Origin of the sequence: Sphingobacterium sp. UBA1897 (genome assembly GCF_002337775.1) — a bacterium.
GTDB classification, from domain to species: domain Bacteria; phylum Bacteroidota; class Bacteroidia; order Sphingobacteriales; family Sphingobacteriaceae; genus Sphingobacterium; species Sphingobacterium siyangense.
In genome coordinates this window covers 198,274-210,535 of the sequence record NZ_DDGR01000023.1, presented here as the reverse complement: position 1 = coordinate 210,535, position 12,262 = coordinate 198,274, and the positions used below count along the sequence as shown (strand labels likewise).

The 12,262-nt window shown below is 41.3% G+C and carries 10 protein-coding genes; 4 read left to right on the top strand and 6 right to left on the bottom strand.

The window, feature by feature from the left end:
• Nucleotides 1-41: 41 nt before the first annotated feature.
• Nucleotides 42-2,426 (bottom strand): TonB-dependent receptor, encoded by a 2,385-nt coding sequence (locus tag B4N43_RS14240; RefSeq protein WP_286735389.1) that lies wholly within the window; start codon nucleotides 2,424-2,426, stop codon nucleotides 42-44.
• Nucleotides 2,427-2,633: 207 nt separating this feature from the next.
• Here B4N43_RS14240 and B4N43_RS14235 point away from each other — a divergent pair, with 207 nt between their 5' ends.
• A complete protein-coding gene (locus B4N43_RS14235) occupies nucleotides 2,634-2,972 on the top strand; it encodes a winged helix-turn-helix transcriptional regulator (protein ID WP_115050077.1) in 339 nt (112 codons plus the stop codon).
• On the opposite strand, the gene B4N43_RS14230 is transcribed toward B4N43_RS14235, so the two are convergent.
• A complete protein-coding gene (locus B4N43_RS14230; RefSeq protein ID WP_145329528.1) occupies nucleotides 2,969-3,427 on the bottom strand; it encodes a VOC family protein in 459 nt (152 codons plus the stop codon). The two genes, B4N43_RS14235 and B4N43_RS14230, sit on opposite strands and share 4 nt — an antisense overlap.
• Before the next feature lie 511 nt (nucleotides 3,428-3,938).
• Here B4N43_RS14230 and B4N43_RS14225 point away from each other — a divergent pair.
• The 3 genes from B4N43_RS14225 (at nucleotide 3,939) to B4N43_RS14215 (ending at nucleotide 5,952) form a co-directional block, all read left to right on the top strand.
• The gene (locus B4N43_RS14225; RefSeq protein WP_075993821.1) at nucleotides 3,939-4,559 is read left to right on the top strand and encodes an HPP family protein; all 621 of its coding nucleotides are present in this window, start codon (nucleotides 3,939-3,941) and stop codon (nucleotides 4,557-4,559) included.
• Between the two features lie 350 nt (nucleotides 4,560-4,909).
• On the top strand, nucleotides 4,910-5,677 hold the full coding sequence (locus B4N43_RS14220; protein WP_286735388.1) for a hypothetical protein: 768 nt from the start codon (nucleotides 4,910-4,912) through the stop codon (nucleotides 5,675-5,677).
• Nucleotides 5,671-5,952 carry a hypothetical protein gene (locus B4N43_RS14215; protein WP_286735387.1) on the top strand — a complete coding sequence of 94 codons (282 nt, stop codon included), beginning with the start codon at nucleotides 5,671-5,673 and terminating at the stop codon, nucleotides 5,950-5,952. The genes B4N43_RS14220 and B4N43_RS14215 overlap by 7 nt, the downstream gene beginning before the upstream one ends.
• 59 nt (nucleotides 5,953-6,011) lie before the next feature.
• Here B4N43_RS14215 and B4N43_RS14210 read toward each other — a convergent pair whose 3' ends face one another.
• The 4 genes from B4N43_RS14210 to B4N43_RS14195 all read right to left on the bottom strand — a co-directional run bounded on the left by B4N43_RS14210 (nucleotide 6,012) and on the right by B4N43_RS14195 (nucleotide 12,220).
• The gene (locus B4N43_RS14210) at nucleotides 6,012-7,100 is read right to left on the bottom strand and encodes an efflux RND transporter periplasmic adaptor subunit (RefSeq protein ID WP_115050069.1); all 1,089 of its coding nucleotides are present in this window, start codon (nucleotides 7,098-7,100) and stop codon (nucleotides 6,012-6,014) included.
• A 100-nt stretch (nucleotides 7,101-7,200) separates the two neighbouring features.
• Nucleotides 7,201-10,374: an efflux RND transporter permease subunit gene (locus B4N43_RS14205; RefSeq protein ID WP_145329535.1), complete on the bottom strand. Its 3,174-nt coding sequence runs from the start codon at nucleotides 10,372-10,374 to the stop codon at nucleotides 7,201-7,203.
• A gap of 6 nt (nucleotides 10,375-10,380) precedes the next feature.
• Nucleotides 10,381-11,769 carry a TolC family protein gene (locus B4N43_RS14200; RefSeq protein ID WP_286735386.1) on the bottom strand — a complete coding sequence of 463 codons (1,389 nt, stop codon included), beginning with the start codon at nucleotides 11,767-11,769 and terminating at the stop codon, nucleotides 10,381-10,383.
• An 85-nt stretch (nucleotides 11,770-11,854) separates the two neighbouring features.
• Nucleotides 11,855-12,220: a hypothetical protein gene (locus B4N43_RS14195; RefSeq protein WP_115050065.1), complete on the bottom strand. Its 366-nt coding sequence runs from the start codon at nucleotides 12,218-12,220 to the stop codon at nucleotides 11,855-11,857.
• Between the last annotated feature and the right edge of the window lie 42 nt (nucleotides 12,221-12,262).

Here is a 12,262-nt window from a genome sequence, read left to right as displayed (position 1 = left end):
CTTCTCTTTTTTTATCTATTTTATATCGTTGTGGTCTTCCACTAAAATTTTAGTGTAAAGTTAGCCAAAACACGCGCCGGGCTCTGTGGCGTAAGCCTTACCGACCAAGCTTTCTCACTTGTCAAATTATCTACTTTTATTCCGACCCTAAATTTAGGTTGATCATAATAAACAGTTGCGTCAAATAGCTGATAGGAAGGAATAATAACCTTAGCCGTCTGTGTATTTGTCTGATAAGAGGAACTTCCCATATTTCCTCCAAATCCGGCGCCCAGTCCTTGATATTTTCCAGCTGGTATACGATAACTCAACCAAAAATTCAACATACGCTGTGGCCCCGAAAGTGCAGGTCTCAAACCATTTACCGATGGATCGGCATTACTATATTTACTCTCATTATAAGCATATCCAGCTACAATATTCATTCCGTTAAATGGGTTCGCGGTCAATTCCACTTCAACACCTTTACTTAACTGTGTACCGTCCTGGATGGAATAATTACTATCATCTGGATTCGTGCGTAAAACATTATCCACACGGATATCGTAATAACTTACAGTTCCAGCCAACCGGTGGTTGAATAGATCCCCTTTTACACCAAACTCCATCTGATTGGCATATTCGGGTTTGAAAGGATTGCTATTGATATCCACACCACTGATGTTATTAAAACCATTCATATAGTTTCCAAATACCGATAGCTTATCTTTGAGCGCTTCATATACCACACCAAATTTGGGTGACAATGCTGTTTGCCCAAATGGTCCTTTTTGAATCCCCCCAGCACCTATTCCGCCCGTAGTTTCCCCTGTCGTAATATTGTAGACCCCATGATATTGGAAGCGGTCCACGCGCAAACTCGCCATAACCATCAATTGATCAGTCAAATTAAATACATCAGAAACGTATGCTGCATAAGTATCGTCACTATTTTTCTCTTTACGATAGGCAGATTTTGCGGTTAAAGAATCAACAATAAAATGATTGATACGATAATCTGCAGGTGGATTTATAAAATTGATTGTCCGAGTGTTGGTATGGTAGCGATCAAAATAATTGGAATTATTATAGTAGTCCAAGCCTATAACCATCCGGTTGCGAAATTTTCCGATATGAAAATCACCGATAAAATTCTGTTGCAGATCCGTCGCAATAAACGACGTAGTTCCCACCATAACCTGTGCATTTAAGGTCGAATCAGATTTACCATTCAGCGCTGAGATATACCCATTGATAGTTGAATTTGCCCTAGAAATGATAGTCTGTGAAGTCCATTCTTCTGAAATTTTATAGTTCATCTGCGCAAAAATATTGAACATCTGCGTTTGATAGGCTAAATCATTGCTTAGAAAAGTCTTTTTGTAAGGGAATTTCATATCACTGATGGACTGCACTTTGTTACTTCCAGTGTATGGGTTGAAACGTACCACAGATGTTCCTTTAGCCTGTCCGTACTCAAGATCCAAGAGTAATGAAAGCCGATCTGTTATCTGGTACGAGAAACTTGGTGCCAAGGCAAAGCTATTGGTAAATCCCAGGTCCTGAAAACTTTTTTCTATCGTTCCAGCGGCATTGATTCTGAAAAGAGCTGTCCGGTCTGCATTTATCGGCGTATTGAGATCCAAAGCTACACGGTTATAATTCCAGCTTCCACCTACATAACCAACTTCGCCCCCAAAATCGTTATAAGGCTTTTTGGTAACACGGTTATAAACGCCACCGTAACTGCTCGACACACTTTTTCCAAACAAGGTAGCTGATGGTCCTTTTATGGCTTCAATGCGCTCCAAATTGACTGGATCGATAAAAGAAAAAGCCGCTCCGGCAACACCATTACGCGCATTTGGCTCAGTTTCAAATCCTCTCGAACGAAACGTTACCCGGCCTTGATTAGCAATCATCGGTATACCAGCACCGGGAACATTTTTAGAAATGCTACCGAGGTCCACGGCGATTTGCTCCTGAAAAAGGGCTTTGGGAACGGCATTATACACCTGCGGGTTCTCCAAATTTTTTAAAGGTAAGCGCGCTACGTACACACTTTCTTTTTGAACAAACCTGTTGTTTTTACCGTGCACAACAACTTCCTGCAAAGCAAGTACATTCTCGTCAGACATCTGATAATTCGCTTCCACATGAATAAGAGGAGCTCCGATGTGAACGGGGATCTTGATTTCCTTTGCCCCTAATAATTGTACACGAATGGTATAATTACCTGTATCTAACCCTTTGAAGATGTATTTACCATCCTCATCTGTAAGGGTAGTTCGCTGAAGTTCTTGCAATGAAATAGCCTTGGAAGCCATAGGTTCACCATCCACCATTGTTAAGCGCCCGCGAACGCTGCCCTTGCTCTCCTGCGACAGCAGATTGTGTGAAAGATGTAAAAGGCTAATGATAAAGACAGTGCGTAAAATTGATCGCATTGAAAAAATGTATGTTTCCATTTAGACAAAAGAATTTGTAGATGATATTGTCTCTTTGTAGGAGCGCAATGAATAATGGCTCAAAGATATACTATTTTTAATAATTCTAAATAAAAGAATTATTAAAAATAAATCGATGACGGAAGGACACAAATTGCTAGGGAAATATCCCTTTCATTCTTCACATTTTTTTCGATATTAGTAGCTATGACAGACCGCAAAGAAAATTCGACGAATGCAATCAATGAAAAAACATTACAACAGTTCTGTAACGCCTCAAAAACGTTGGCATTATTCAGTGGTCGATGGAAACTTTCGATTCTATTCAAACTCCTCGAGCAGGACACAAACTATTCGGAATTCAAAATTCTTCTGCCCCAAGTAAGCGATCGTACACTTGCGAAACAATTGAAAGAATTGCAGCTGGATGGACTCATTCAAAAAGACCGAAGTAAAACAGCATCTGTCTATTCACTGACCGACAAAAGTCATCAGCTAAAACCCCTATTGGCAGCCCTTTCTGGGTTTAACAACGACCATCCTTAACTAAAATCAACCCGCTCCAAAAATTCAATCACCTCTCCATTTGGACTATAAACGAGACTGTTGCGTACAAAAACATCTTTTTTACCTTGACTGAGCCTGAGTTCGAAAACACCGGCACTCAGGTCCTTTGCACCATGGGCGATAGCCTGTATTCGGGCATCTTCGGCATCTTCTACCGTAAAACACAGATGAAGTAGCGCATTCTCGACATATTCCTCTCCTTCTTTACGCCTTCTTCCCTGCGTTGGAATAGCAGCATTCTTATCACAAATTTCCAAATAATAGCCTATAGAGGCATTAAAAAGCATGGCGCAGCGTTCTAAATTGAACTCGGGTAACGACCATTCATGCACGACAATAAAACCAAGATTTCCATAAAAGCCAATCGTCTTATCAAAATCCTGAGCCTTAATCGATAGGTGGTGAAAACCCACAATATTATCTTTCAATTCCATAGGGTATAATTTTTGAACAAAACTAATGTGTTTTTCCGGAGACTGGAACAACTTACAAAATTGTAAGTTGCACTGGTCGGATCGAAAACCAACAGGTCCACGTTGCGCGCCGCAATGGAACCAATTTTATCAAACTAACATCCACTTACTTATAGCATAAAATGATCCTGAAAGATCGGACAGAAAACTATCCTCCAATCCCATTGGACGAGAAAAGAGTATACGTTAAAACTAGCCGTATCAAAAGGGAGATTTTAAATTACAGGAGATAGATCTTATTATTTTAGTGTACTTTTGCCCAGTAAATTTTTCGATCTGAACAAGAGCCAAAAGCGTTGTAACTACCATGAGTCTATAAAAATGGGGCATCCCTTAGACATCATTTCGATGGACTTTGCTGCCAAAGTATCGTGACACCCAGCATAAGAAATCGAATGTTATAAATTCTTCAAAAATCAAGATAGAATGCGCAAAGTTTAAAGCCCTTGGTCTACATATTTTTGCAAATAAAATGAAACAGCATCTCCACAGACAATTACGGATCTATAGATATGTGATCTATAGAGAGACATTAGTCGATCCTTGGGAACATTTTTGGTCATTTATTGGTGCATTTGTTGGGATATTTATTATCGCCTATATCCAATCACTTCATTTACCTTCGCTCGAAAATGTCTTTTTGATAGGTTCTTTCGGAGCTTCCTCGGTTTTGGTTTATGGTGCCATACAAAGTCCACTTGCACAGCCACGCAATTTAATCGGCGGCCATGTTGTTTCTGCAATCGCCGGAGTTACCGTTGCACAGCTCCTTCCCGATATTATCTGGCTGACCGCTCCCTTTGCCGTTGCCCTGTCCATTGTTTGTATGCAACATACACGCACGCTGCATCCTCCTGGTGGAGCAACTGCACTCATTGCAGTCAGCAGCGGAACAAAGATCTCTTCAATGGGATATTGGTACGTATTAAGTCCAGTACTATCAGGTTGCATAATTTTATTCCTGGTGGCTCTAATCTTTAACAATATCACAAAAAAGAGACATTATCCTGTAAAAAAATCACGTTTACGCCGTTCAAGAAGGCAGCATCTAAAAACCCGTTTTGATAGCGCCAAGAACCCGTCAAACCTATAAAGTGCTGGAATCCCTCATTCTATCCAAATCTATCGGATAGAATGGGTACTTGATTCATATCCTAGCAAAATCCGCCGAAGATTAAGCTAGAATGATCTATTTTGAGACTAGAAAGCCACTATAGTCCATAAAATTACCTTTCCTTTAAATTAAGTAAATTCTCAAAATTAACTTGCATAAATTTTAACAATTACCTAATTTCATCAGCAAAACACATATTAATACATAAAAGTATTTCCATAAAAATAATTATTTAACAAATAATCACTTAAATCAAAACCATTATTTAAAAAACACGTTAACTATTTTATTAATTACATTTAATTATATACTAACAACGTAAACCAATCATGACCAGATTTACTCAAACAGTGCTGTTGATTCTGTTAATCTTCACAAGTCAACTTGTCGTTAATTGTTCCTCGGATAAGGATCCAATTGATGAAATCGAAAATTCGACCAGTTGGATGGACGACCTCGAAAAATCTTTAGGAACAGGCACCAAAGCCAAATTAAACAATTGGATAGCAAAAGGTTTGGACCAAACCAAACTCAAAGAAGCATTTTCCAAGTTAAAGGATAAGGCTGCTCTGCTGAATAACCTGGAAACAGCACAAAGTATTTATCATCAGAGGGTATATATTGAAGACTGGAACAATATCCCTGGAATAGAAAAATCTGATTATGTACCGAATGGCTTATCCAATGGAAAAACTAGCCCATGGAATAATCCAGATTTAGATTTACCAGCAGTAGAGGCTGCCAACTTTGTGGACGCTACAGCGACAGAACTACCCGCAGGCACCAAAATATATCGTGTCACTGGAGGAAATCCTGCCGGCGGCTACTGGACCAAAGAGATTCCAAAATCCGTCGGCGACGTAATCGGCGGTACTGCCGTTCAACCGGCATGGAACAACTTCAGTAAATTTTACCGGTATGAAGTTCCACAAGCCAAAACACTAAAAGTATGGCAGGGCGCCACCGCAAGACAACCTATTGCCACAGGTATAATCAACCCCCATCTTCCTGGTAAAGCAATTCAGCTATTTATCCCTGCTGCTGTCAGAGATGATGCCTTTAAGCAACTCGTACAAGAAATTCCTTTACCATGGTAAATATTGAATACATAAAAGCGCATTATCTGCAACTTCTGACGCTATTGCAACAGGAAGTTTCACTCAACCAGTCAACTCAGGAGTTTCTAAACTATGTTCTTCTTTATAAGAATAAATTTTCAAGCGCAGAAAATGTAGACAATGTACAAGAGCTTCGGGAATTTCTGAGAGGAGCAAACCGATTTGCAGATGAGTTTTCATTTTCAGATCAGAACGGCAGCCAAATACGGGCCTTGATCAAAGGTCTCTATGACCTATTGAATAAGACGATTTAAAACCTATAATAATAGCGTTTCGGCCTATATCCGAAACGCTATTATCGTACGAAGTCTATTTACTTTTCTAAAGAAAGTGCTGTCCCTTCTTTAATTTCATCATTTGCATGTAATAGAATCCGATCATGTATATTCAGCTGACCAAAAATTTCTGTTGAATCATGTGTAGACACCCCTTCTTTGATATCCACAAAATGAGCTTTTCCATCAACGACTTGAATAACATATTGTCTTTCCGTCGAACGAACAATGCTATTCGATGGCACCAGTAAAGAACTGGCTCCGGCAGAAAGCGGTATATCAACCTCACAGTACAAACCAGGCTTCAGTAGATTATCGGCATTGGGAACATCCACCTCTATCGCTTCCGACTGCATGGCCCCTAGCGAATTCGCTGATCTTGCGATCATCCCATCAAATACTTTATTTGGTTTATTATTGAAACGATAAGCTACTTTTTTAGATAAATCAACTTTATCCACATAGGTCTCTGGAATCTGTACTTCCAATCGCAATCGATTAAGATCCTGCAAAATAAGTAAAGGCTGATCGCTTCCTTTTCCTGGACCGACCAACGCACCTTCTGATACATTACGTTGCACAATAATACCATTAAAAGGAGCTTTGATATCCAGATAAGATTGCATCATCTCCACCTCTTCTACATTAGCTTTTTCCGACATGGCAACAGCTTCATCTGCTTTCATCTTTGACAACGCATTATCCAGATCCAAAGGTGAAACAGCCCCCTCTTCCTGCGCTGCATTTTTCAGTCGGCGATATTTATCTTTGCTCGCCGAAGCCGTTTCCTGCGCCTGTACATAACGCGAACGCGCGGCCTGTACTGCCGCCAGCATTTCTGGTGCTTCCAACTGGATTAACAGTTGGCCTTTCCTGACAATAGTTCCACGGTCCACATGAATATGTTTCACAAAACTATTCATCTTCGCATAAATATTGACTTCATTATATGGTTTAAGTTTTCCCGGCAATCTAACACTGCTCGACATAACCTTTTCCTGCAACACCGCAACTTCATGAGCTGCAGTCTTGCCCGGTTGTTTTGGCGTAAGGTCGATAGGCTTCTCTGTGCTTCCGCAAGCAGTTAATAAGCTTATCGACAAGAATACATAGCATAGTTCTTTCATCTTTAATCATTTTTCCCACCCACTAGATGGTATATTTCTTCTTCAAAATTTTAAGTTCACCGTATCGTAAAATGACATTTAAGCCTGCTAAGCTTAACACCTAATTTGCGATATAAGCATTGTTGTCTAAAATAGCCTCTGCATCCACCGGTTCCTCATGCGGTAGCAGTGAAACAGAATCATAGTTGGATTTCTCTTTCATCCACACAAACAACAAGGGTAATATGAAAAGGGCGGCAAAAGTTGACGCAAACAAACCACCGATAACAGCACGTCCAAGTGGCGCGGCCTGCTCCCCAGTTTCTCCCATTCCCATAGCCATCGGAATCATCCCCGCAATCATAGCCATACTCGTCATTAATATGGGACGCAAACGTGTAGCAGCACTCGCAAAAGCCGCCGTCCGTGCGTTACGAAGATCGATACGCAAATTTTCTGCCCCCGAAACGATAAGAATGGCATTTGCAACCGAAACACCTGTAGACATGATCATGCCCATATAGGATTGTAAATTTAAAGTCGACCCCGTCAATATGAGCATCAACAATGCCCCAAGAATAACTGCCGGAATAGTCACCAAAGCCGTTAAGGAAAGTTTCACACTTTGGTAATTCGCCGCCAATAAAAGAAAAATAACAACCACAGCACATAGCAGGCCTATTTGAAGGCTACTCATGGTCTCAAGCAACAGTGTAGACATTCCCTTCATCTCAACGATGACACCTCGGGGTGGAGCAGCCAGGCTCCGAATCGCTTTTTGAACATCCGCTGTAGCCGTCCCCAGATCCTTTTGGTGTATATTGGCCATCACAGTTAAATAGCGCCTTGGCCCTTGTCGGTCATACTCTCCAGGCATATATTGTGTGTTAAAACTCGCAATATCGCCTAAGGTTGGCGTTAACTGCCCTTTGACTAATGGAATTTCACGCAACTCGTCCATCGTATTCATCACATACTCAGGCACCTGAACCTGTACCTGATACGTATAGGTGTTATTCTCATCAAGCCATTGTATCTTTTGCGTAAAACGACTCGAAGACGTACTCGCCGTCACAGACCGGGCAATATCATCCATCTGTAAACCCAATTGTGATGCTTTGAGCCGATCGATGGCTATTGCAATGGTCGGTAACTTCAAGGGTTGAGCAATCTGTACATCCCGTAAATAATCAATCTTGTGCAGTGCTGAAACAACTTTGTCGGCATATGACTTCATCTCATCCATTTTCTTTCCGGCAATACGGACCTCGATCGGTGTGGCCGCACCTTGGCTCATAATTTTCTCGGTCATGTCTATAGGCTCAAAATTGAACCGCAAACGTGGCATTTTATACTGAATATTATGTCTGAGTACATCTTTAAGCTCATCCATATTAACATGATAATCTGCATTTAAGTTCACCTGAATAACAGCCTCATGTGTCCCTGTATTGAAAACATACAAATTACTAACACCATAACTGCTCGGAACCAAACCAACATAAGCAGAACTGATGGCGACCTGATGATTGACCGTACTGTCAATCAATTGCAGAACCTGTTTAACAGATTCCTCCGTACGTTCCAATCGTGTCCCATCGGGTTCCTTGATCCGCAATTGAAACTGTCCGTTATTGACTTTCGGCATCATATCCTTGCCGATATATAGGAATGCAAGCGCCGACATCGCAAGCGTACAAAACAAATAGCCTAAAACAACCCTACCCTTATGACGCATGGATCGATGTAATATCACGCGATACCGCTTTTTTATCCGATCAAAAAAACTGGGTGAATCCGATTGAGCATGCCCCAGATGATGATCCTTGAGCAACCAATTGGATAAGATTGGCACCAATGTTTGCGCCATAAAATACGAAGCAATCATCGTTAAACCAATGGACAGAGATAAAGGTAAAAACATGGCTCTAGGGATGCCTTCCATCATAAACGATGGTGCAAAAACAGCCAGGATACAAAAGAGAATCAACAACAATGGCACCGCAATCTCTTGACAGGCACGATAAATTGCTTTCCGTTTGGCGGTCCCTTTTTCCTGATGCTGATGGATACTTTCAATTGTCACCGTGGCCTGATCAACCAAAATCCCAATCGCCAGTGCCAAACCACTTAAGGTCATAATATTGATTGTTTGTCCGAAAAGTTTCAGCAACAATACCCCCAATAATATGGAAACTGGTATTGTAATGATGACGATCAGACTGCTACGCCAATCCCGCAAAAATAACAACACCATCAACCCGGTCAATAAAGCCCCAAGTCCGCCTTCGTGCAAAAGGCTTTGGACCGAATTCATGACGGCCACAGACTGATCAAACTCATAAGAAACTTTCACATCTTCAGGAAGCAAGTTTTGAATCTCCGGTAATTTAGCTTTCAGATTACGCACAACAGCCCAGGTAGAAGCGTCAGCAGTTTTCACCGCAGGAATATAGACGGATCTTCTTCCATTGATCAATGCATAACTTACCGTAATATCGGATCCATCTGATACCCGAGCCACATCTTTCACATAAATAGGTATCCCATTTTTCGTCAAAATTGGAATATTGGCAAAGTCGCTTACATTCTTAATGAGGGAGTTTATCGTCGTGACATACATTGTATTGTCAAGGTGAAGGTTACCCGAAGGAGACATCACATTGAATTTTGACAAAGCCATCACAATTTCATCTGCCGTTAAATGATAACTTCGTAGTTTATTGGGATCAACATTGACCGTTATAGTCCTTGAGTTGGCTCCAAAAGGCGGTGGAGCTGAAAGTCCGGGCACAGCGGAAAACATCGGACGAACAAGTGTACTTGCCATATCATAGATTTCCTTTAAACTCCGTGTTTTAGATGACAGCACTAGCTGTCCGACAGGAAGGGATGAGGCGTCAAAACGGACAACTTGCGGAGGCAATGCTCCCGGAGGAAAGAATTTCATGGCCCGGTTTACCTGCAATGCAACCTGTGCCGATGCCTCGGCCATATCCGTATTTTCATAAAAACTCAATTTCAGTAAGGTCAGCCCCTGAATATTCTTGGCAGAAATATTTTTTATACCGTTGACATATAGAAATTGATCCTGCATTCGGGAGGAAAAAAAACCTTCCATCTGCTGTGGAGACATGCCACCATAAGACTCAATCACATATATTGTAGGCGAATTAAGCTGCGGAAAGATATCGATAGGGATCTTAAAGAGTGATAAGATCGAAAATAACAATAGACTCAGTGTAATAATCACTGTCGTAATCGGCCTTTTTAAAGCAACTGTAACTAATGACATAGACATTTATTTAAAAAGTTGGAGAAATCCGTCTACATTATTCTGGGCAACGACCTGATGGAACAATGCGAGGTAATAATTATACTTGGCAGCGATATAATCCCGCTCAGCCTGATAGAGCATATTTTGTGCGACATTGACTTCAACAATATCTGTAAGCCCATTTTTATAAAGCGAGAACTTTTGCCGATAGGCTGCATTAGCGGCTTTGGTCTGATGCGGGATCTCGTCCAACCTCTGCTCGGCAGTAGCAACCTCCGCAGCAGACTGCGCAATATTCATCGTAATATTGGCCTGCTGCTCCTGCAGCTTTTGCCCAGCCTGATCAACCATCAACTGCTGTGTATGGAGTTTTGCTTTTTTCCGTTGAAGGTCAAAGATGTTGTAATTGATTCCGACACCAACGAGATAATTACCTCGTTCCACTCCAAATCCCTCGCCTAGGGAACGGTAACTATTGCTGTGATCTACACTCGCGGCACGTCCCCAAACTGCCCCCGAAAGAAAGAGCTTAGGACGGTAGCTTTTTGATACAAGCTTTTCCTCCATTTTGGTTTTATCAAATAACGCATTGTAATAGGCTACTAAGGGATGCTGCGTCCCCCCATTTAATTCAATGGGCGAACTTTTCACCTGCTCAAAGAGGATCTTTTCAGCGGTCGTATCGGCAACAATTTGATCGGGGGGCAACGCAGAAAGCGTCGATAAACGAATCTGCAACTGCCGCTGTTGATTCTCAAGTTCAATTAAGCTCAGCTTCGCCCTTGAAATCTCCGCATCCGCCATACTGGTATCAACCCCCGCCCGGATACCGCTTTTAACTACAGCAAATATCGATTGCCTGATCTCTCGGTTTCGATCGATACTCCGTGTCTGAATCTCAATAAGGTCATGCAATTTTAACAGCTGAAGATAACTGTAGATCGTAAACGATTGCAGGTCGTATTTTGATTGATCAAATCGTTTCTTTTCAACGTTAACCGCCGATTGAGCCAATTGATCTTGCGCCTGGTACGCGCCGAAATTATAGAACTCCCATTGAAACGCCGCAATAGCAAGGTTGCTACTGACGGCATTGTAATTATTATTTTCACGTATTCCCCCATTATTGGTCGGCACAATACCAAATCCAAAGTAAGGGCCGGGCACATTATTATTTGAACCGAGATCAGCTTGATAGGATAGCTGCAAACTCGGCAAACGGTTATTTCGTATTTCCTGCACACGAGCTTCTTGTACCATAGTACCCGTATAGTCAGTACGCAAAGAAGGCGCATGTTGTGCTACCGCAGACAACAAATCATTGAGTTTGATAGGTATATTATTTTCCTGCCCATGACAAAAAACGCCACAGGAAAGCAAGAAAACTCCTATCAGGACTATTTTCTTAAACATGTTTAATATCTTATTTTAAATAAATTACAGCAACGAAATTCCTCAGCAGAATAACGCCTTTCGTCTATTTTAAACAGGTATCAAATCATAAGGTCAAACGGAGATGCAACAGGTAGAGCCGCTCAAAAGGGCTAAATAGTTGACTTAAGAAATTGTTTGTCGGATTTTTCCCAACAGAAGGTGAGAAAAAATTGGAGAAATGGAAAATAAGTAACGTTCGGATGCGTCCCACTACTGCAGACATGCCATTACAGATTATGCTGCCTTCACTAGTTTCAACCCAATCCAGGTATTCCTGCTTTCTTTTGCTGAAAGCCTTGATAACCGTTATAAACTCATTCTCGCCTTGAGCCTTGGCCTGATGATATAACGTAAAGCCAATTAATGGCTTTACGACCAGCAGCAAAGCGCTTATCAACAGCAAAACTCGAAATGTAATTTGTTTGAACATAGGTACCACGACTTACACGTAAACCACAATATGTATTTACAA

Excerpts from the sequence above, each read along its gene's own strand:
- B4N43_RS14235 (WP_115050077.1), top strand. The coding sequence starts at position 2,634 with ATGACAGACCGCAAAGAAAATTCGACGAATGCAATCAATGAAAAAACA.
- B4N43_RS14240 (WP_286735389.1), bottom strand. The coding sequence starts at position 2,426 with ATGCGATCAATTTTACGCACTGTCTTTATCATTAGCCTTTTACATCTT.
- B4N43_RS14225 (WP_075993821.1), top strand. The coding sequence starts at position 3,939 with ATGAAACAGCATCTCCACAGACAATTACGGATCTATAGATATGTGATC.
- B4N43_RS14215 (WP_286735387.1), top strand. The coding sequence starts at position 5,671 with ATGGTAAATATTGAATACATAAAAGCGCATTATCTGCAACTTCTGACG.
- B4N43_RS14200 (WP_286735386.1), bottom strand. The coding sequence starts at position 11,769 with ATGTTTAAGAAAATAGTCCTGATAGGAGTTTTCTTGCTTTCCTGTGGC.
- B4N43_RS14205 (WP_145329535.1), bottom strand. The coding sequence starts at position 10,374 with ATGTCATTAGTTACAGTTGCTTTAAAAAGGCCGATTACGACAGTGATT.
- B4N43_RS14195 (WP_115050065.1), bottom strand. The coding sequence starts at position 12,220 with ATGTTCAAACAAATTACATTTCGAGTTTTGCTGTTGATAAGCGCTTTG.
- B4N43_RS14220 (WP_286735388.1), top strand. The coding sequence starts at position 4,910 with ATGACCAGATTTACTCAAACAGTGCTGTTGATTCTGTTAATCTTCACA.
- B4N43_RS14230 (WP_145329528.1), bottom strand. The coding sequence starts at position 3,427 with ATGGAATTGAAAGATAATATTGTGGGTTTTCACCACCTATCGATTAAG.
- B4N43_RS14210 (WP_115050069.1), bottom strand. The coding sequence starts at position 7,100 with ATGAAAGAACTATGCTATGTATTCTTGTCGATAAGCTTATTAACTGCT.